The organism is Flavobacterium sp. FlaQc-57 (genome assembly GCF_044007395.1).
GTDB lineage: Bacteria > Bacteroidota > Bacteroidia > Flavobacteriales > Flavobacteriaceae > Flavobacterium.
This window is the reverse complement of record NZ_JBIPDA010000003.1, coordinates 358,230-379,435: the sequence shown is the minus strand read 5'-3', so window position 1 is coordinate 379,435 and position 21,206 is coordinate 358,230. Positions and strand designations below refer to the sequence as shown.

Sequence of the window (21,206 nt, the reverse complement as noted above, 5' to 3'; positions counted from 1 at the left end):
ATGAATATTCCATATCAACCAAAATTACCGGAAACAACCCAGCCGATCATCATCATCGGCGCAAGCGGAATCGTAAAAGATGCGCATTTACCTGCTTATGAAATGGCCGGTTTTGAAGTTTTTGGTATCACAAACAGAACGGTTTCTAAAGCACACGATCTTGCAAAACAATTTAAAATCGCTCATGTTTTTGAAAATGTTGCCGATGCGGTTAAAAATGCACCATCAAATGCAATTTACGATATTACGGTTCTACCCGACCAATACATTGAAATTTTAGAACAACTGCCAGACGGAGCAGCAGTTTTGATTCAGAAACCAATGGGAAATGACCTTGCTCAGGCACGCGAAATTGTTGCAGTTTGCGAACGTAAAAATCTGGTTGCAGCGATTAATTTTCAGTTGCGTTTTGCCTCTTTTGTAAGTGCAGCAAGACATCTTATCGATCAGGGAATTATTGGCGAATTGTATGATTTTGAATTTAAAGTAACCGTTAATACGCCTTGGGAATTGTTTCCTCTTATTAAAGAACATCCCAGATTAGAAATTCTTTTTCATAGTGTTCACTATATTGATTGTATAAGATCGTTCTTAGGAAACCCGAAAAGTGTGATGGCAAAAACGGCAAAACATCCGTTAAAAAAATTATCCTCTTGCCGTTCTACAATTATTCTGGATTATGGAGAAGACAAACATGTGGTAATCAATACCAATCACGATCATCATTTTGGGCCTAAACACGAGGAAAGTTACATTAAATGGGAAGGCACAAAAGGCGCTATTAAAGCTAAAATGGGCTTATTAATGAATTATCCTGATGGTTTACCGGACGAATTTGAATATTCAGTATTAAATGAAAAAGGCGAATACGAATGGAAAAAAGTAGCACTGGAAGGTTCCTGGTTTCCCGAAGCTTTCATAGGAACAATGTCAAATTTAATGCGCTTTAAAGAAGGTTCTGACACCAAACTTTTAGCAAGTGTTCAGGACGTTTTAGACACGATGAAAGTCGTTGAAGCCTGTTATAGTAGCAACACAAACGGAGGAGTTTCACTTAACGAATTATAATCTGAAAGAAAGATGCAAGATGTGAAATATTAGAAGCAAGATGCAAGAAACTAGATACAGAGTTTTAGTTGATAGCTATTTTGAAACAATTGCTATTAAACAATTTTTATTTTTATTTCACTTTTAATATTTCACATCTTACTTCTTACATCTTGCATCTTCCTCCTAACTCCTAAAATCTAACTTTTATTAAACTAAAAAATATATGTATTTCAAATCAACCTTCTTTGAAGATTATCAAATTGGCGAAAAACGCGTCACTTTTGGCCGAACGATTACCGAAACTGATTTTGTAGTTCACGCAGGTCATACGGGAGATTTTTTTCCACATCATATGGATGAAGAATGGTGTAAAACACAACCTTTTGGTCAACGAATCGCACATGGAACAATGGTTTTCAGCATTGGTATTGGCTTAACAGCTTCTGAAATTAATCCCGAAGCTTTTTCGAAAGGCTATGACAGAATGCGATTTGTAAAACCAGTTCACATTGGTGATACTATTCATTCTGAAATTACGATCTCAGAAAAAGGAGAAGCAAAAAAACCAGATATGGGAACCGTAACGGAACACGTAGAAATTATTAATCAAAGAGGTGAAGTCGTTCTTGTTTGTGATCATTTACTATTAGTCAAGAAAAGCAGCTAAGGCTCTGAGTTGCTAAGTTTCTAAGTTTTTTTTAGAAAAAAAGTTACCAAACTCAAATCTCTAAAACTTAACAACTCACAACCTTAGCAACTTAGGACCTTAGTAACTTAGCACCTATTTAACTATCAACCTTTAAAAAAAACTATGCAAATAACCAACCAAATTAGTGACCAACATGAAGTCACTACAGAAAAAGTACAGGGAACAAAATACCTTTTACCATTTATATTAATTACGAGCTTATTTTTCCTTTGGGGGATGGCACATGGTTTAGACGGAATTTTGATTCCGCATTTAAAAAAAGCTTGTCAGCTTAACAACAGGCAATCTACGTTGATTGATACTGCGATCTTTTTTGCTTACTTTATAATGGCGATTCCTGCGGGAATTATTATCAAAAAAATTGGGTATAAAAACAGTATTATTACCGGTTTGTTAGTTTTTGCAGTTGGAGCATTTCTATTTGTACCGGCCGCAAACACTCGAACTTATGAACTTTTTTTATTGGCTTTATTTATTATTGGCTGTGGATTAACTATTTTAGAAACAAGTGCTAATCCTTATGCCGCGATTTTAGGACCTCCTGAGTCCTCTTCAACCAGATTGAATTTAGCAGCATCTTTTAATGGCTTAGCGGTAACATTAGCTCCTTTGTTAGGTGGTGTTTTTATACTTTCAGGTGTCAATCATACTCCGGAACAAATGTCTGCTATGTCTGAAACAGCACAAGCAGCTTATTTACTGGAAGAAGCATCGGCTGTAAAATTGCCGTATATTATTTTAGGAACTGTATTGGTTTTAGTAGCGATTGTATTTTATTTCATGCACTTACCGTCTATGAAATCTCAACCAACAGAAACGGAAGTCAAGCCTGGATTCTTTTCAGTTTTGAAATTCTCACACTTAAGTTGGGCCGTTGTTGCACAATTTTTTTATGTTGGCGCACAAGTTTGTATAACCAGTTTTTTTATTCGAATAGCACAAAAAGGAGCCGGACTTGATGAAAAAACGGCGGCTTATTATCTAACTGCTTATGGTTTCTTATTTATGGTTGGACGTTTTAGCGGAACGTTCTTTTTGAAGTTTGTTAAAGATTATGTCTTGCTTTCTATCTACTGCGTTTGCAGCATTTTATTGTGTCTGGTTGCAATTTACGGAACTGGAATTTACGTGATTTACGCTCTTGGCGGAATCGGATTTTTTATGTCAATTATGTTTCCAACCATCTTTTCTTTGGGATTGGTGGAATTAAAATCAAACACAGAAACAGGTTCTTCGTGGTTAGTAATGTCCATTGTTGGTGGCGCTATATTGCCTTACGGAATGGGAACTTTAATCGATATGAAACATGATGATATTCAGGCTGGATACATTATTCCGTTACTTTGTTTCTTCATCATTCTTTATTTTGGTATTTCTGGACACAAAGTAAAAGCTGTGAAGTAATTGTTTAAAAAAATAAAAAAGGGTTGAATCAGATATTTTAGATTCAACCCTTTTTTCGTTTTAAATATGTTTTTATATTAAAAGTAACAATCCAATATTACTCATTTATAGCTGGTTTTCCATCTAAAAAAAAGCCTTTAGTACTTTTTTGCAATACTAAAACAATCCAGGTTCCTACAACAAACGGAAAAGTAAGCGGCGTAAAATTATACGCATTCATCACAAAACTAACTACAAGCGACAAAGCCACAGCTATGAACGTCCAGACTCCATCTATTGCTTTATTACCTGCAAAAACAATTGCACACAATACGGCATTATAGCTAAATAAACCTTGCATAATTCCGTCTGCAGGAGCATTATATAAACCAGCCAAAATTCCTGCAATCAATGCTGCAGCTAATCCGTAAAGAGCACGTATGGGAGAACAAACAAATACGCCAATAAAAAAAGCGGCACCTGCAAAAGTACTTCCCTGAAATATAACCTGACCAAATCCTCTAAGTGCAAAAGCAAAATCAGGTGTCAAAACTGCGGTGCTATTTAGAAATTCTGCAGCTGGAACTCCAAAACTATTTCTTAGAACATATATTAAACCCCAAGTAACCACAATAAAAGGAAATGTAAAAACCGGTATTTTTTTAACGCTAAACCCATGTTGTACAATTGCCGCCAATACTGAACCTACAATTACCGATAACCAAACAATTAAATTAGATTCAAAATAAAACAAAAGCGCAACTCCAACCAAAGCCGGACTAAAACCATAAATTCCCTGCGCTGTTTCTGTTTTGTTAAAGCCTAATATCTTTGCTGTAATGGTACCAATAAAAACTGCTAGAAGTGCTGCAAAACCCATACTGAGCGATCCATAAAAAATACCTGCCAAAAATAACAAACCAGTAAATACGCTTTCCTGAAGCATAATTTGCCCTACGCCTTTTAAGAGTGTGATGATAAAAGAAAATTGTTGATCAAGTTTTTTTGTAGGTTGTTCCGGTGGGGTTAATTTCATATTAAAATATTAGAGAGGTATATATTTGTTTCGGGGGAAAATGCACGAATTAGCTGTTTCCGTTTTTAAATTTTAATCCTTTATAAAATTTCCAGCCGCATCTTTGGTAATAGTTCCCTGACCAGTTTCTTTCAACATAAAACTAACTAAAATAGCGATGGCGATTCCGATAATCCAGAATGAACCAGCTTCTTGAAAGTGTACCATTTTATCAGTAGTGTTTCCAAGAGTTTGTCCAAACAAATGACTAAAAATCGGGCTTAAAATAGTAGTAACTCCAAAAGTTATAAAATTGATAGCTCCCGTGGCGCTCCCTTTTACGTTGTCAGGATTTGCTTCTTTAATTATAGAATATGGGATCATTGCTGCACCAGAAGCAACTCCTAATAAAAACATACTAACTTTAATGGGAAGTAATTCAGGAAAATACAATAATTGAACGAGGCTTAAAATCATCATTGAAGCTCCCAATACTAAAACTGGTTTTCGTTTTCTTATTTTATCTGTAAAATATCCTAACAACGGACAACCAAATACCCATCCAAATGCTACCATTGCACTCGAAATTGTGGCTGTATGGAAATCTAAGGCACGATCTTTTTGAAAAAAATCAACTGCCCATGTCATTGCAAATATTGTTGTTGGAGCAAATAATAATCCAGAAATAATACCGCAAAACCACGATTGTGGATTACTGAAAACAATTTTATAGGGACTTAATAGACTTTGTTTTTTGGGGCTAATTTCTTCACTTTTCTCCGTTTTATTTGCCGGAATCACAAAGTAAAGTCCAAAAGCTACAAGTATCGTAAAAACTCCAATCCACAACCAAAAAATGGTATTGTCGATTCCTTTTTCAATCAAAGGTCCTACAACAAATTGTCCTGCTGATCCGCCAAGCATTCCAAAACACTGGGTAAATCCTATCGCCGTTGCAAGCGATTTTGCAGAAAACCCCTTACTGGCCAGATAAACACAACCCGGAAATGCAAATGCGCATCCCGCGCCCTGAAACAATCGTCCGGTGGTTCCGGCAAACTGACTCGAAATTAAAAATAACAAACAGCCAATTCCTAAAATAAGTGCTCCGGCAAAAAGTGAATATTTAGCTCCAAATCGATCCAATGCTATTCCCGCAATTAAACTACAGGTTGAATATGTATAATAATATGTACCTATAATAGTCACTAATCCTACCTCACTTACAGAAAAACTATGCGAAAGCTCCGGAATCATTACTGCTGGAGCAGAACGTATTACATAATCTAAAAAGTAAAAAACTAAACCAAACCCCCAAGCAATAATATAATACTTGGTATACGACCTATTACTATTTGCATCCATCAAATCGATTTTTTAATTAAAATACAAATTTACAAACCTTCTTTTAGATGTTTGTAATTAGACTTAATTGTTTCGAAAACTTCGTCCATTTTACCGCCAAGCATTAATTTGGTCATTGATTTTGCCATACCTGTAACTTGCGCCCAATCTACTTTTGGAGGCATTGCCAATGCATTTGGATTAGTAAAGACATTAAGTAAAACGGGGCCGTCAAATAAAAATGCTTTTTGAATTACTTCTAAAACTTCTTCAGGTTTATGAACATTTATACCTTGAAATCCCATTGCCTGAGCAATTAATCCAAAATCAGGATTTACCATATCTGTTTCGTTATCTGGCAAACCATTAACTTCCATTTCAAGTTTTACCATTCCTAATGCACGATTATTAAAAACAATAATTTTAATTGGAAGATTATATTGATGAATTGTTGCCAAGTCTCCTAAAAGCATCGATAAACCACCATCGCCACACATAGCGATAATTTGTTTTTCAGGATGAGCCAAAGCTGCTCCAATAGCCATTGGCATTGCGTTTGCCATTGATCCGTGATTAAATGAACCTAACATTTTTCGTTCTCCGGTTCCTTTTATAAAACGAGCTCCCCAAACGCAGGTCATTCCTGTATCAACAGTAAAAATGGCATCTTTATTAGCCAATTTATCAATAATGTGGGCGAGGTATTCTGGCTGTATCGTATCTTCTCCTCCATTATCATCAATGTAAATATTCATGTTTTCTTTTACACTGCTGTAGAATTTAAGTTGCGCTTGTAAAAAACTATCCTCCGTTTTTACATCCAATAATGGCAATAAGGCGTCTATGGTATGGGCAACATCTCCACATAATCCCAGATGAAGGTTGGCTCTTCGCCCGAGACGCTCAGAACTTGTATCTATTTGAATAATTTTATTGTTTGTGGGCATGAATTTATCATAAGGAAAATCGGTTCCTAATAATAGTACTAAATGAGATTCATGCATGCTATGATATGCCGAAGGCTGACCGAGTAAACCTGTCATCCCGATTTCGTTAGGATTATTGGGCTGAATACTCATTTTTCCTCTAAAAGAGTATCCTACAGGAGCTTTAATATGTTGCGATAACTGTACAACCTGATCGTGTGCTTTATCAGATCCTATTCCGCAAAACAAAGTTATTTTTGTACTCTCATTTATAACATTTGCTAACTCTTGTAATTCAGAATCAGAAGGTCTGATAACAGGATTACATTTAAAAAACTGAGTAGATATGTTACTTTCAACAGCTTTTAATTGAGATACATCGCCGGGTAAACCGATAACTGCGACACCTTTTTTTCCTAATGCGTGCTGTATAGCCGTTTGTATAATTCGTGGCGCTTGCTCGGCCGTCATAATCATTTGATTGTAACAACTGCAGTCGTCAAAAAGTCTAATGGTGTTTGTTTCCTGAAAATAATCCATCCCCATTTCGCCTGTATTAATCGTAGAAGCAATGGCTAACAAAGGCACATGAGAACGATGGGCATCATACAAACCGTTTATTAAATGAACATGTCCCGGACCACAACTTCCGGCGCAAACTGCAAATCCATCCAGTTCGGCCTCAGCGGCAGCAGCATATGCTCCTACTTCTTCATGGCGTACATGGATCCATTTTATTTTTCCATTTCGGCGTATTGCATCATTAAAATGATTTAAACTATCACCAGTAACTGCATATACACGCTTTACTCCGGCTTCTACCAACATATCGACTAATTGTTCTGCCACTATCTTACTCATAGAATCTCTTTTTTGAATTAATACTTTGAAGGGTATGTATTGGAATTCTTTTATTATTTGATTTTTTAGAAGAAGCAAAAACAAGGTTAGAAAAGTGTACAAAAAAAATGTTTCTTTACTATCCCAGATAACTATAAAATTGATTTCTCGTCAACCTTACTTTTTGTTTGATGGGAATTGTTTTTTGGCAATATCTCACGATCTGCTACGATCAAACCTTTAATGTGATGTTTTTCAGAAGAAACGCCATAGATAACAGCATCGAATTTCGAATCGGAATCAACAAAATGATAAATCTGTTGTACTTCAAACTCATCCTTGTTTATTTTTTCTCTGCTGTTCCTCTCTTTTAAAAAATCCTTTTTCAAGACAAAATTTCTATTATATCCTTGACAAATCAAACCCTCTAAAGCCTCTGTTAAGTTATTATATGGATTCATTTTTTAGATTTTTTTAAGTTTAATGTAACATAGAAGAATTTACTATTCAATTTTATTTTTGAGGTAATCTAAAGATAATCAATTATTTTCATTCCTTTTTCGATTAAAACTCTTTTAACTTTTTAAAAATTTAATATCAATCTAAACCAAAAAAAAGCCTTCATCACTGAAGGCTTTTTTTGGAGTATATTTTTAATTAATGATGATCATCATGTGAATGCTTTTGATCTTTATTAGAATTTCCTTTTGAATGTTCTTTCTCATTTTTTGAATACTCTTTATTAGATTTCTGTTTATGATCTGATTTATTATTTTTTTCAGGTTTATTTCCTCTATTTTTCTGAGGTTTTCCATGATACCCTTTAGGATAATTAGCTCTGTGTTTGTTATGATATGTATAAGGAGCGTCTCCTTTGTAATCATTTAAAACTACTTTATAACCTCCATACAAATCATACTGTCTATATCTTGACGGAAGTTTATTTTCGCGAATCCATCTACCATTATTATCATAAATGTATTGGCTTTTAGCAACATCATAGTAAGTATCGATATCTGGCAAATAATAATATCTGGCATCATCATTTCCTTGTGGTCCCCAACTTGGGGGTGTTCCAATATTTACATTGATCGAAACTTGTGCATGAGCAAAAACACTCATCAAGAGTATTAATGCAATTCCTATTTTTTTCATTTTTTATAGTATTAAGTATTTATATGATTTAATACTAAGCTAAAGTAGTGCCAATATTCAGATTCATCGCACTCAATATACAGAATCACTACCTCAATCGACGAATACGCATTTTGACCCGACATAAACTTATTTAATGAAAAAACGCCTCAAATATTTGAGGCGCTTTTCGTTTTTAACAATTTTTAGTAACAGTAGATTATAAATCTATTTCCATCCACCACCGAGAGCGCGGTACAGATCGACTACAGCTTGTAATTTCTGTAAATTATCGTTTACACCACTTAATTGTGCGGCTAAAAGATTTTGTTCTGATGTTAATACATCAGTATAATTAGTTGCAGAACTGTACTCTAAAAGTTGTTGTGTAAAATCAACTGCTTTTTCCAGAGCTTCAATTTGTTTCTCTCTTGAATCTTCTTTCGCAACTGCCATTTCGTAAGCATATAAAGCATTTGATACTTCCTGACCAGCAACTAAAAGGCTTTGTTGAAAAGTATTGAAAGCCTGAACTTGTCTTGATTGTGCGTTTGTTAACCTTTCTCTATTAAGCCCTTGATTAAAAATAGGTTGTGTTAATCCTCCTATTATAGAATAAAAAATAGACTGATCAAAGAAATTTTTTAATTCAAGAGTCGATAAACCGCCACTTGCTGTAAGCGTTAAACTTGGATAAAAATAAGTTTTAGCCATATTCGTTGTTTCGAAAGCAGTTCTGAAATTAAACTCTGCCTGACGAACATCCGGGCGATTCTCTAACAATTGAGCCGGTAAACCTATAGCAATTTTTTCAGGAATTACCTGATCGCTTAAAGTTCCTCTTTCAATTGGTCCTGAAGCTTGTCCTAATAAAATATTAAGCACATTTTCAGTCTCACGAATACTTCTTTTCAAGTCCGGAATCAAAACTTCGGCGGCATGTTGGTTGGCTTCACTTTGTACAACAGAAGCACCTGTAACAATCGCTCCTTCTTTTAAAGCTTTTATAACTTCAACATTTTTAATACGGCTTTCTAATGTTGCTTTTGTAATTTCTAATTGTTTATCATACGATAACAGTAAAAAATAATTATTAGCAATATCTGAAATCAACTGTGTCTGAACCGCTTGTTTTGCCGCATCTGTCGAAAGGTACGTTGCTAGAGCCGCTCTTTTAGAACTGCTCAGTTTTCCCCAAATATCAGCTTCCCAAGAAGTACTTAATCCCAATTTATAAGTCGTGGTTAACGTATTAATATTAATTCCCGCCGGAAAATTTAACGCGGCTTTAGATTGCTTGTTACGCGTTGCATTTGCATCAAAATTTAAAGTTGGATAATAAGCCAACTTAGTCTGACGTAAAGTAGCACGTGCCTGAACAATGTTTTCTATCGCATTTTTTAAATTCAAGTTCTGATCTAATCCTTTTTGAATTAAAGCATTCAACTTCTGATCTTTAAAAACAGTTTGCCAAGGCATATTGGCGATCGTAGTCGAATCGGCAGAAGCCTGATCTCGATATAACTTATCCGTCGAAATTGTCGAAGGACGTTCGTATTTCTTCGTAATTGAGCACGCACTTAAAAGTGCGGCTGCAACTACCAAAAGAATATATTTATTTGAACTATGAGTCATTTTTTCTTAATTAAATTATTTACTCTTTATGAGCTTCTATCTGTTGAATTTCCTCTTCATCGTCTCCTTCATCATCATAATTTTCTTTAGGCGGACCACTCACTCTTTCCTGTAAAGTCTGGAAAATGATAAACAATACCGGAATAACAAATACTCCTAAAATGGTTCCGATTAACATACCTCCAACGGCTCCGGTTCCGATTGATTTATTTCCGACAGCTCCGGCTCCAGAAGCAAACATTAAAGGAACAAGTCCTAAAATAAAAGCAAAAGAGGTCATTAAAATCGGTCTTAAACGTGCTACGGCTCCTTCAACAGCTGCTTGTACAATTGGCATTCCTTTACGTCTTCTGTCCAAAGCAAATTCAACAATCAAAATACCGTTCTTCGCGAGAAGTCCAATAAGCATGATTAAGGAAATCTGTAAATAAATATTACTATTCAATTTGAATATAATGGAGAATAAATACGCTCCGGCTAATCCAAACGGAATCGAAAATAATACTGCAAATGGCAAAATATAACTCTCGTATTGTGCACTTAATAAGAAGTAAACGAATACCAGACATAATATAAAGATGAAAATAGTTTCACTTCCTGAAGCCAATTCCTCACGTGTTAAACCAGAGAATTCATATCCGTAACCTGCCGGTAATTCTTGTGCAGCAACTTCCTGAATGGCTTTGATCGCATCTCCTGAACTATATCCAGGATTTGGAGCTCCAGTTATCGAAATAGAAGAGAAAAGGTTAAATCTTGAAATAGATTCCGGTCCAAAAACTCTTGTCATTTTTACAAACTCTGTAATTGGGGCCATTGTTCCTGAACTGTTTCTAACAAAGATCTTATTAAGCCCCTCTGTATTTGTTCTAAATTCTGGAGAAGCCTGGATCATTACACGGTATTGTTTTCCGAATTTATTGAAATTCGAAGCATACAATCCACCATAATAACCTTGCATCGTTGACAAAATTGTATTGATTGGAACACCGGCATCTTTTGCTTTTGCCAGATTAATATCCATCATGTATTGAGGGAATCCTGGATTAAAAGGTGTTGTTGCGTACTGTATTTCCGGACGTTTAGCCAATTTTTCTAAAAAGTCTGTGTTCACTTTAAAGAATTCTGCTGTAGTATGTCCTCCCTTATCTTGTAATTGGAATTCGAATCCACCACTTTGTCCAAAACCCTGAATTGTTGGCGGAGAAATAAAGAAAATGCTAGCTTCTCGAATACCGCCTGTTTTAGCAAAAAGCTGTCCAATTACATCATTAACACTTAAATCACGTTTTTCCCAAGTTTCTAATTTTATAATAACCATACTGTAGGCACTTCCCGCTCCAGCTGTAAAGTTTTGTCCCACAATACGAAGTGTATTTTTAACACCCGGAATTGTTTGGGCAATACTATCTACTTTTTTAGCAATTACATCAGAACGCTCCATAGAAGCTGATGGTGGTAAACTAATATTGGCAAAAACAGTACCTTGATCCTCTGCAGGAACAAAAGCCGATGGTGTAGTTTTCATCATATAAAATAACGCTGCACCGGCAACCACAATTGAGGCTAATACAATCCATTTTTTTACAGAAAGAAACTGAACCGAACGTTTGTATTTACCAGTTACATTATCAAATGCAACGTTAAACGAGGTATAAAATCTCTGAATAAAACTTTTATGTTTATGATCGTCAGCATGAGGTTTTAAAAGTAAAGCACACAATGCCGGACTTAACGTCAAAGCGTTAACTGCCGAAAGAATAATCGCAACCGCTAATGTTATACCAAATTGCTTATAGAAAACCCCGGTAGAACCGTTAATAAACGTAACCGGAATAAATACCGCCGCCATTACAAGCGTGATCGAAATAATCGCACCTGAAATTTCGTCCATGGCATCAATCGTTGCTTTTTTAGACGATTTATAACCATGATCCAGTTTGGCATGTACGGCCTCGACGACGACAATAGCATCATCGACCACAATACCAATGGCAAGAACCAATGCAAAAAGCGTTAATAAGTTGATTGTAAACCCAAATAAATTCAGGAAGAAAAATGTTCCTACAATAGCTACCGGAACTGCGATCGCCGGAATTAAAGTTGATCTAAAATCCTGAAGGAAAATAAATACTACGATAAAAACCAATATAAAAGCTTCAATTAAAGTATGAATTACCTTTGAGATCGAAGCATCTAAATTTTCATTAACATCAACCAGAATTGTATATTTTACTCCTTTCGGGAAAGTCTTTGCAGCTTCTTCGATAAGCTTTTTTGAGTTGATGATTACATCACGGGCATTAGATCCCGGAGTCTGGCTGATTGCCATAGCTGTAGATTCAATACCATTTGTTTTGGTTGTAGAAGCATAACTAAGCGATCCCAGCTCAACTTTGGCAACATCTTTTAATCGCAACACTTGTCCGTTTCCAACAGATTTAATGATAATATCACCAAATTCTTTGGCACTTGTTAAACGACCTTTATATTTAATTACGTATTGAAAAGCCTGATTTCCATTCTCACCAAATTTACCTGGCGCCGCTTCGATATTTTGTTCTGCCAAAGCAGCCGAAATATCGCTAGGAATCAATTTGTACTGTTGCATTACATCTGGTCTTAACCAGATTCTCATAGAATAATCGTTTGCTCCAAAAACCGTAACATCACCTACTCCAACTACACGCTGAATTTGTGGAACAAGGTTGATCTTAGCATAATTTTGAAGGAAAGTCTGGCTATAAGCATTACCATCACTGTATAAAGAGAAAATCAGTAAGTTACTACTCTGACTCTTTGTTACCGTTACCCCTGCCTGAGTTACCTCTACAGGTAATAAACTTGTAGCTCTCGAAACTCTGTTTTGAACGTTTACCGCTGCTAAATCAGGATTTGTTCCTACTTTAAAGAAGATTTTTATAGATGCATTTCCGTCATTTGTTGCTGTAGAAGTCATGTATGTCATGTTCTCTACCCCATTAATTTGCTCTTCTAACGGAATTACAATACTTTTTAATACAACATCGGCATTTGCTCCCGTATAACTTGCTGCAACGTTTACTGTTGGTGGTGCTATATCAGGATATTGAGAAATAGGCAGTTCAATCAAGCCTAAAACACCTAAGATGACAATAATAACAGATATTACTGTCGAAAGTACAGGTCTTTGTATGAATTTTTTAAACATTTTTTTCTTATTTTAAGTCTGCGTAAACAGTTTCGGCATTTTGATTCTGAGGTTTGATTTCGCTTCCGTCTTTTAATGAAGCTACACCTTCTAATACAATTTGATCACCTGGTTTTAAACCACTGGTTACGACATAATAATTTCCTGCAGTATTTTCAAGTACAGTGATATTAGCATTCTTTGTTTTTCCGTCTTTTCCTACTGTCACAGCAAAAATTTTATCCTGAAGTTCGAATGTAGCACTCTGAGGTACTATTATTACATCTTTAACTTCTTTCGGAATTCTTACTGTTGCACTGCTTCCGCTTCTGATAATTCCTTTTGGATTAGGAAAACGTGCTCTAATGTTTACCGAACCGGTTTCTGTATTAATTAATCCGTTCACAGTTTCTACATATCCTTTTTCTCCGTAAGTAGAACCATCTGCCAGAAGTAATGAAACTGCTGGTATTTTTTTAATTGCCTGACTCAATGAAGTCCCTGTATTTTCAGTAAAGGTTAAAAGCATTTTTTCGTTCAATGCAAAATAAGCATATACGTTTCCAATACTTGCAACAGTAGTTAATGGTTCTGTAGTATTAGAACTCACCAAACTTCCTAAACGAAACGGAATTGAACCCACAACTCCATTTACAGGGCTTGTTACTGTAGTATATCCTAAATTTACTTTTGCATTTACTAAACTTGCATTTGCCTGAGCTAGAGTTGCTAAAGCTGACTCGTAAGTATATTGAGCTGATTCCAGATCATATTTACTAATGATTCCTTTTTCTACAAGCGGTTTTACTTTATTTACAGCCAGCTTTGCCGAACTTAAATTTGCCTGGGCACTTTTTATACTTGCTGTAGCAGTACGAACTTCTTGCTCATATTCAGGAGCATTTATTTTAAACAAAGACTGTCCTGCTTTTACCACAGCACCTTCGTCAACAAAGATTTTTTCGATATAACCTTCAACTCTAGGTCGGATTTCTATATTTTGCTGTCCCTGGATACTTGCAGGAAAGTCTGTATTTAACGTTGCAGATTTTGGCTCTAAAATCAACGTTTTATAATCTTTAATTTGTGGTGCACCTCCGGCCTGAGCCGATTTGTCGTTTTTATTACCGCACGATGCGATCATAACTGCTACTGCGAGAATGCTTAAAAAGGATTGCTTATTCATTGTGAGAAATGTGTAATTATCAATTTATATGTGAACAAAAGAACTAAAATAACTCAAACAAAAAATTTTCAATAGACGAAGACCTAAAGACAATCGATAGATATAACATAAGAACCGATGGAACTTATTCTGCTCTAAATAGGTATTTTTAAAAAGGCTCGTCGGCTCTAAAATGGTTTTTAGAGGTTCTAACTCCATTTTGAGCGATTGATTTTATATTATGTATAAATATAACGTAATATTGTCATTAAAATCATAAATTAAGATGTCTCCAACCTTTTTCAAACCTTATATTTACGCGGGATTACATATTCTGGGATGGTTATTATTAGGATTTACTCTGTTGTTTTACATACCATTAACCTGGAATATTGTTCTTCCAAGAATCTTTTGGATATGGCAATCGATTGTATTGTTTTTTATGATTGTTATTTTTTATTCTAATGCCAAAATAATAGTTCCAAAAACGATCATTAGAGATAATATAAGTCCCTTTTTCCTGTGGGCGCTTTTTATCATTTTTGCTATGCAGCTTATTGCTTATGTCTATAATATCAACACCGATCTACATAGTAAACTGGCAGAAATACTTGGTTTTAAAAAATACCGAAATGATTATTTTGACAATTATGTTTTCACAATTACCTTATTGGTTTTAGGAATTAGTACAAGTTGGGCAATGTTGCATCATTGGCAAAAAGCGGCACAACACAAACAAAAACTGGAGCAGGATAAAACGATGGCAGAATTAGCAATGCTAAAGGCTCAGATTAACCCGCACTTTTTCTTTAATTCACTTAATAGTATTTACTCGCTTACTTATAGCAATATCGAAGATTCTCGCAAGGCTCTTCACACCTTAAGCCGAATGATGCGCTATTTACTTTATAGCACCGAAGGAGAAAGAACTACTTTATTAAAAGAAGTAGAATTCATGAAAGATTTTATAGCTTTGATGAAGCTTCGTGCCAATAGCAAATTAACAATTACAGCAGATATTCCGGAAAAAATACACGACCATCCAATTGTTCCGATGTTGTTATTACCTTTAGTCGAAAATGCTTTTAAACATGGCGTACATGCTACAGATAAAAGTGAAATACATATTACGCTGAAGCAAAATGAAACTAATCTTGAATTTGAAGTCGAAAATACTTTTTTTGAAAAAACTTCGACCACAGATCAAGGCGGAATTGGATTAACGAATACAAAACGCAGATTGCATTTAATTTATCCAAACAAACATATTATGACGGCGGGTATTGACAAAAATGGAAAATACAAAGTGAATCTGCAAATAACTTTAGAACAATGATTGTATTAAAATGTATCGCCGTAGATGATGAACCACTAGCATTAAGACTCGTGGAGACCTTTATTGAACAAACTCCTTTTTTGCAATTGGCTTGCAGCTGTGATAATGCGGTTGAAGCAATGAGTTTGATACGCGAACAACAGCCAGACATTGTTTTTCTAGACATCAATATGCCTAATTTAACAGGTATGGAACTGGCAAGACTCTTGCAAGAACAACCCGGGCCCTTGCCAAAAATCATTTTTACAACTGCTTACAATCATTATGCTATTGAAGGTTACAGAGTTAATGCAGTAGATTATCTTTTAAAACCTTTTAGCTACGAAGAGTTTTTGCGCGCTGCCAACAAAGTATTACAATTGTCTGAAGAAGCCTCTAATCAATACCAATCTGTAACAACTGACGACGAATTTATTTTCCTAAAAGTAGAATATCAATGGGTTAGAATTCCTCTAAAAGACATTTTATATATCGAAAGTCTTAAAGATTATGTCAAAGTTCATCTTGAAGATGCGCAAAAATCATTAGTCTCTTTGATTTCTTTAAAAGCATTAGAAGAAAAATTACCTGCTTCAAAATTTATGCGAATTAACCGTTCTTTTATTGTTTCTCTTGAAAAAATAAACGCCATCAGTAAAAACTCAATATTCGTAAATAAAACTGAAATAACAGTTGGTGAGCAATACAAAGAAACCTTTAAAACCATCGTTGAAAAATGGTTGAAGTAAATATAATTTAAAGCCCCATGGAAAAAAGATCGAACAAATATTATTTGACATTAAGCTTAAAAGAATACGCAAATGGCGAAACTACTCCTGCAAAAGAACTTGGAATAGAATTTGACAATCACGACGAAATTTTTAGCATTATCGAAAAAATAAAAGACAAAAACTTATTTGATAATCATCAAGAAGCGACACAGTTTGCGCTGGGTCTTAAATTATTTAGTGAAATAAAACTCAAACATCGCAAAAATCCGCTTTTTGATGAGTTAAACGAAGTGTTTCCTGTATTTATGAAAAAATTAAAGAGCTTGTAAATTACATAAAAGAAAGGCATAACTTTAATAAAGTTATGCCTTTTGCTATTTTAGTCAGCGTTAACTAACTTTATAATACTACCGAGATCAGTAATCTCTTTTTCAGTAAGTGGTTGAAGTGGTTTTCTTAAATGTCCGCTATCAATTCCTTGAATCTTAAGACCCGATTTAATTGCTCTGGGCAGTCCTTTTTCAACAATAAAACGCAATAAATCAATTTGTTTATAAAATAATCTTTGCGCTTCCAGAAGATCATTTTCCTGAACAGCATTGTATAATGCAATATTCAATTCCGGAATTAAATTTGGAGCCGCAGTACACCATCCTGTCGCTCCCGCTGCAAATGCAGATAGTGCAAGCGGATTTGATCCGTTATAAAATGCCACATTTTCTCTCAATTCTTTCTTTAAATAATGCATTCTTTGAATGTCTCCGGTACTTTCTTTTATCATCGTAACATTCGGAATTTCAAGAATCCTTTTTAATAAAGCCGGTGACATATCGACTCCTGCCGTAGCCGGATTGTTATAAGCCATTATTGGAATCGAAATTTGTTTCGCAACGGTATCATAATGTTTTACAATTTCATCGTCGCTGAGTTTCCAATAACTCATCGGAATAATCATTACCGCATCTGCTCCTGCTTTTTCAGCAAATTTGGCATGATAAATAGTTCTTTCAGTTGTCAAATTAGAAACGCCCACTAAAATTGGAACTCTGCCTTTTGTTTGTTCTACAGTAGCTTCTGTAATAGCTTCTTTTTCATCATCATTCAAATAAGGCATTACTCCTGTACTTCCTAAAGGAGCAACAGCATGAGATCCTGATACAATTAATCTTTCTAACAATTGCTTGTAAAGTTTGATATCTACTTTCTCATTTGTATCAAATGGCGTGATCGGATAAGCGATAATTCCTTTAAATTTTATGTCTTTCATTTCTTTCTATTTTATAAATCTCTACCTTCTTCTTCTCTTAATGCTACACCTAAATTTTGCAATTGCGGAGCATTTTCAGTCGCGATATATTTTGCATTTTCAGTATTGCTTAAGTTTTGATGTCTGTGCCATGTCCAGGCAGGAATATAAACTGCATCACCGGCTTTCCATTCTACTTTTTGATCTTCGACTTCCGTATAACCTGTCCCTTCAATTACATATAAAAGTGTTTCGTACGTATGTCTGTGTCGGTTTGTAAGCTGGCCTGGCAACAATCCGCCAATTGTCATACTCACATTTTTACTTGGCAGATCTACAAAAAATACAGGATGTTTTCTTTCAGTCGAAAATTCGTTGTGTATGCCGGCATTTTCGACATTTTTGTGAATCAATTTATCCGGCATTACAAAACTTGGTCTTGCATAAGTTTGGTGAAAATCTTTTGATGAGAATTTTTTTTCTTTCGTTTCCATGTTTATTATATTTTTAATTACTGCAGTATTGCGCAACAAAATTATTGTAACTTTGGTCTGTACATATAACACAGTTTTAATATAAACACCTAGTCCAGATGTTAAGACCTTGGCAATTTGAAATTCAATTAGATAAAAAATCAGATAAAGCACTCTATCTACAAATTGCTGATGCTATAATCAGTGCTGTAAAGTCAGGCAAACTAATAAGCGGAAATGCTTTACCCGGAAGCCGACAATTAGCTGGACTATTAAATGTGAATAGAAACACGGTAATTGAAGCTCTGGATGTTTTAATTGCCGAAGGCTGGCTGATTACTATAGATCGAAAAGGAACTTTTATCGCAGATATTCTTCCTGAAATCAGCAGCAATAAAAAAAGTGAAACTCAAATTAATATTGCCGTTGAAGACCATAAACCGCATCTTGTTTTTGATGACGGACTTCCTGACAGCCGCCTTGCCCCTATGAATGATCTGGCACGTGCGTATCGTGAAATATTTAATAGAAAATCACGCTGGCAGATTATGGGCTACAGCAGTGAATTGGGAAATATCGAATTTAGAAAAGCGATTGTTCAAATGCTGAATTTTAAACGCGGCATGAATGTTTCTCTCGAACAAATCTGCATAACACGCGGCAGTCAGATGGCTATGTATCTCGCTGCACACTGTTTACTTTCGAAAGGAGATTTTGTTATGATCGAAAACCCGGGTTATAAACCTGCCTGGGAGGCTTTTGAAAATGCCGGAGCCAGCTTGCTTCCTGTAAATGTTTCAGCTGATGGCTTAGATTTAGAGGAAGTTGAAAATCATTTAAAAAATCATGATTCTATAAAAGCAATTTATGTAACACCACATCATCAATTTCCCACTACCGTGACAATGAGTTTAAAGAAAAGATTAAAACTTATTGAATTATCGAATCAATACGGATTTACAATAATTGAAGACGACTACGATAATGAATTCCACTTTGGACAACGACCTATACTGCCTATCTCAAGTTACGGTAATGTAAAAAACTTTATTTATATAGGCACATTAAGTAAAATTGTTGCACCTGCATTACGTATAGGTTATGTAGCCAGTTCAGTCGACAACATTTCAAAAATTGCCAGCCATCGCAAAATTATTGACGTTCAAGGTGATAATATTATGGAAGAAGCCGTTTTGCATCTTATAAATGAAGGAAAAATTAAAAGACATCTCAAAAAAACAAACCTAATATATAAGGCAAAAAGAGATCATTTTACAGGTTTGTGTAAGCTTCATCTTAAAGATAAAATTACTTTTTCTAAACCAGAAGGTGGCTTAGCTTTTTGGATTGTACCCAACAAAACTATTGATTTTGAGAAAGTTTGCGCAGATTTACTCTCAAAAGGAATTCTACTGATGAATTCAGAAAAATTTAGTTTTGGACGTCCTGTAAATGGCTTTAGATTAGGTTATGCTTCACTTACAGAACAACAAATGGAAGAAGGTATTATAGCACTTTCTAAATATTTGTAACACAAAAAAAAGACTGAAAACATAATTTTCAGTCTAATTATCATTTAAAAAAGAATCCATTAATTACAGTTTTCCATTTCGATAATAGAGAATCCATTTTTTAAAATTTGGTTTTCTATTGCTTCGGGAGCTTTATCAATGTGACAAAACTTACATTCTTTTGAAGTTAAGCTTTGGCCATCCTGAGAAACTGTTTTATGGTAGTTTTTACCGTATTCAAAAACCTGATCTGCATCATTATTTTCATTCACAAGAATATCAAAATGCATAATTTTTTCATCTTTTCGAATTACATAAGTATCCCATACTGCTATTTTCATGTTATTAATTTTATAGATCTAAATTAGTTTTGAAATCTGTTTACAAAACAGATTACCCAATCACATCTGCCATTGAGGCGCCAAAATTAATATGCAATACATTTCCGTTTGGAGTAACCAATGCGGGAACAGACTGCAATCCTGCTTTTTGAGCTTCTGGAATTCTGGATTTATCTTCACCAAGATTCACAACTTCAATTTCTGAAGCATTTATTAAATTTAGAATATCTTGTTCTGCACTTACACAAACCGGACAACCGGCGTGATAAAAAATTGATTTTTTCATTTTAATTGATTTTTAATTTTCTATACAAAATTAGACAGAACATTTCGCTGGTAAATAATCCAGTTTTTCGATTTGTAATGGTTTTCTGGTCCAGTTAAAACTACAATCTGGACTGTTTTAAATAGTTAAAACTGGATCTTACGGATCTTGTACATTGCAGCTAAATTTGCAATCATGAAAGAAGAAATTATTTTTAACTTGAAACAAGTTCACATTCGTATCAAGAATGCTTGCGAAATATCAGGCAGAGATATTTCAGATGTGCAACTTTTATTGGCTACTAAAACAGTTCATGCCAAAAACATACGAGTAGCAATTGAGGCCGGAGAAACTTTAATAGGCGAAAATAAAATGCAGGAATTCCGCGATAAGGATTCAGAGTTAAAAGACTTAAATATCGAACGCCATTTTATAGGGCATCTTCAAACTAATAAAGTGATAGATGTTTTAAAATACGTTAGCTGTATTCAATCTTTAGACCGATTAAGTTTAGCTGCCGAATTAGACAAACAATTAAGCAAAGAAGGCAGACATCTTGATGTTTTTGTTCAGGTTAATACATCCTTCGAAGAAAGTAAATTTGGACTAGCTCCTTCTGATGTTATTTCATTTATAAAAGAAATAAAAAAGTACGAAACTTTAAAAATTAAAGGATTAATGACGATTGGATTATTAGATGTTGAAAAAGAAAAAATGCGTCCTTCTTTACAATTACTTCGGAAAATAAGAGATGATATCTACGATGCAAAAATTGACGGAATAAACCCTTTAAAACTTTCTATGGGAATGTCGCAGGATTTAGAATTGGCTATTGCCGAAGGCTCAAACATTGTTAGAATTGGCACTTCAATATTTGGAAACCGATTTTTAGGAAAAGAAATCTGGAATGAAAATATTCAGGAATAAAACATAATTTTGCACCAAATAAATCTC

Annotated in this window: 20 protein-coding genes; 8 read left to right on the top strand and 12 right to left on the bottom strand. The window is 34.7% G+C overall.

Features of this window, described 5'->3' with window-relative positions:
* The 3 genes from ACHRVZ_RS12540 to fucP all read left to right on the top strand — a co-directional run bounded on the left by ACHRVZ_RS12540 (position 1) and on the right by fucP (position 3,163).
* Positions 1-1,068, top strand: a complete 1,068-nt coding sequence (locus ACHRVZ_RS12540) for a Gfo/Idh/MocA family protein (protein WP_395422841.1) — start codon at positions 1-3, stop codon at positions 1,066-1,068.
* Between the two features lie 205 nt (positions 1,069-1,273).
* Complete coding sequence (locus tag ACHRVZ_RS12535) at positions 1,274-1,717, top strand: MaoC/PaaZ C-terminal domain-containing protein (protein ID WP_395422839.1); 444 nt, start codon at positions 1,274-1,276, stop codon at positions 1,715-1,717.
* A 144-nt stretch (positions 1,718-1,861) separates the two neighbouring features.
* On the top strand, positions 1,862-3,163 hold the full coding sequence (fucP, locus tag ACHRVZ_RS12530) for an L-fucose:H+ symporter permease (protein WP_395422838.1): 1,302 nt from the start codon (positions 1,862-1,864) through the stop codon (positions 3,161-3,163).
* 97 nt (positions 3,164-3,260) lie between these two features.
* Here fucP and ACHRVZ_RS12525 read toward each other — a convergent pair whose 3' ends face one another.
* The 8 genes from ACHRVZ_RS12525 to ACHRVZ_RS12490 all read right to left on the bottom strand — a co-directional run bounded on the left by ACHRVZ_RS12525 (position 3,261) and on the right by ACHRVZ_RS12490 (position 14,391).
* Positions 3,261-4,178 (bottom strand): urea transporter, encoded by a 918-nt coding sequence (locus ACHRVZ_RS12525; protein ID WP_395422836.1) that lies wholly within the window; start codon positions 4,176-4,178, stop codon positions 3,261-3,263.
* Positions 4,179-4,250: 72 nt separating this feature from the next.
* On the bottom strand, positions 4,251-5,522 hold the full coding sequence (locus ACHRVZ_RS12520; RefSeq protein ID WP_395422835.1) for an MFS transporter: 1,272 nt from the start codon (positions 5,520-5,522) through the stop codon (positions 4,251-4,253).
* Between the two features lie 29 nt (positions 5,523-5,551).
* Positions 5,552-7,288 (bottom strand): thiamine pyrophosphate-dependent enzyme, encoded by a 1,737-nt coding sequence (locus ACHRVZ_RS12515; protein WP_395422833.1) that lies wholly within the window; start codon positions 7,286-7,288, stop codon positions 5,552-5,554.
* Positions 7,289-7,419: 131 nt separating this feature from the next.
* Positions 7,420-7,728 (bottom strand): hypothetical protein, encoded by a 309-nt coding sequence (locus ACHRVZ_RS12510; protein ID WP_395422831.1) that lies wholly within the window; start codon positions 7,726-7,728, stop codon positions 7,420-7,422.
* A 196-nt stretch (positions 7,729-7,924) separates the two neighbouring features.
* On the bottom strand, positions 7,925-8,422 hold the full coding sequence (locus ACHRVZ_RS12505; protein WP_395422829.1) for a hypothetical protein: 498 nt from the start codon (positions 8,420-8,422) through the stop codon (positions 7,925-7,927).
* A 207-nt stretch (positions 8,423-8,629) separates the two neighbouring features.
* Positions 8,630-10,036 carry an efflux transporter outer membrane subunit gene (locus ACHRVZ_RS12500; RefSeq protein WP_395422828.1) on the bottom strand — a complete coding sequence of 469 codons (1,407 nt, stop codon included), beginning with the start codon at positions 10,034-10,036 and terminating at the stop codon, positions 8,630-8,632.
* A gap of 19 nt (positions 10,037-10,055) precedes the next feature.
* Positions 10,056-13,226, bottom strand: coding sequence for an efflux RND transporter permease subunit (locus ACHRVZ_RS12495; RefSeq protein WP_395422827.1), 3,171 nt, complete (start codon positions 13,224-13,226; stop codon positions 10,056-10,058).
* Positions 13,227-13,233: 7 nt separating this feature from the next.
* Entirely contained in the window at positions 13,234-14,391 is a 1,158-nt protein-coding gene (locus ACHRVZ_RS12490) for an efflux RND transporter periplasmic adaptor subunit (RefSeq protein ID WP_395422826.1), read from the bottom strand.
* A 265-nt stretch (positions 14,392-14,656) separates the two neighbouring features.
* On the opposite strand from ACHRVZ_RS12490, the gene ACHRVZ_RS12485 reads away from it, so the two are divergent.
* From ACHRVZ_RS12485 to ACHRVZ_RS12475, 3 genes are read left to right on the top strand one after another with little or no spacing between them, the layout of a single operon-like run.
* Positions 14,657-15,706 carry a sensor histidine kinase gene (locus tag ACHRVZ_RS12485; RefSeq protein WP_395422824.1) on the top strand — a complete coding sequence of 350 codons (1,050 nt, stop codon included), beginning with the start codon at positions 14,657-14,659 and terminating at the stop codon, positions 15,704-15,706.
* Complete coding sequence (locus ACHRVZ_RS12480) at positions 15,703-16,434, top strand: LytR/AlgR family response regulator transcription factor (protein WP_395422822.1); 732 nt, start codon at positions 15,703-15,705, stop codon at positions 16,432-16,434. The genes ACHRVZ_RS12485 and ACHRVZ_RS12480 overlap by 4 nt, the downstream gene beginning before the upstream one ends.
* A 17-nt stretch (positions 16,435-16,451) precedes the next feature.
* Positions 16,452-16,745, top strand: coding sequence for a DUF3861 domain-containing protein (locus tag ACHRVZ_RS12475; protein WP_395422821.1), 294 nt, complete (start codon positions 16,452-16,454; stop codon positions 16,743-16,745).
* Between the two features lie 50 nt (positions 16,746-16,795).
* Here the strand turns inward: ACHRVZ_RS12475 and ACHRVZ_RS12470 are convergent, their stop codons facing one another.
* The gene (locus ACHRVZ_RS12470) at positions 16,796-17,683 is read right to left on the bottom strand and encodes a dihydrodipicolinate synthase family protein (protein ID WP_395422819.1); all 888 of its coding nucleotides are present in this window, start codon (positions 17,681-17,683) and stop codon (positions 16,796-16,798) included.
* Between the two features lie 11 nt (positions 17,684-17,694).
* Entirely contained in the window at positions 17,695-18,156 is a 462-nt protein-coding gene (locus tag ACHRVZ_RS12465) for a cupin domain-containing protein (RefSeq protein ID WP_395422818.1), read from the bottom strand.
* Positions 18,157-18,254: 98 nt separating this feature from the next.
* Between ACHRVZ_RS12465 and ACHRVZ_RS12460 the strand changes: the two genes are divergently transcribed.
* On the top strand, positions 18,255-19,667 hold the full coding sequence (locus ACHRVZ_RS12460; RefSeq protein WP_395422817.1) for a PLP-dependent aminotransferase family protein: 1,413 nt from the start codon (positions 18,255-18,257) through the stop codon (positions 19,665-19,667).
* A gap of 59 nt (positions 19,668-19,726) precedes the next feature.
* On the opposite strand, the gene ACHRVZ_RS12455 is transcribed toward ACHRVZ_RS12460, so the two are convergent.
* Together ACHRVZ_RS12455 and ACHRVZ_RS12450 are read right to left on the bottom strand one after the other, a co-directional pair.
* The gene (locus ACHRVZ_RS12455) at positions 19,727-19,987 is read right to left on the bottom strand and encodes a DUF2024 family protein (RefSeq protein WP_395422816.1); all 261 of its coding nucleotides are present in this window, start codon (positions 19,985-19,987) and stop codon (positions 19,727-19,729) included.
* Positions 19,988-20,039: 52 nt separating this feature from the next.
* A complete protein-coding gene (locus ACHRVZ_RS12450; protein WP_395422815.1) occupies positions 20,040-20,273 on the bottom strand; it encodes a thioredoxin family protein in 234 nt (77 codons plus the stop codon).
* Between the two features lie 174 nt (positions 20,274-20,447).
* Here ACHRVZ_RS12450 and ACHRVZ_RS12445 point away from each other — a divergent pair, with 174 nt between their 5' ends.
* Positions 20,448-21,179 carry a YggS family pyridoxal phosphate-dependent enzyme gene (locus tag ACHRVZ_RS12445; RefSeq protein WP_395422814.1) on the top strand — a complete coding sequence of 244 codons (732 nt, stop codon included), beginning with the start codon at positions 20,448-20,450 and terminating at the stop codon, positions 21,177-21,179.
* Positions 21,180-21,206 lie beyond the last annotated feature (27 nt).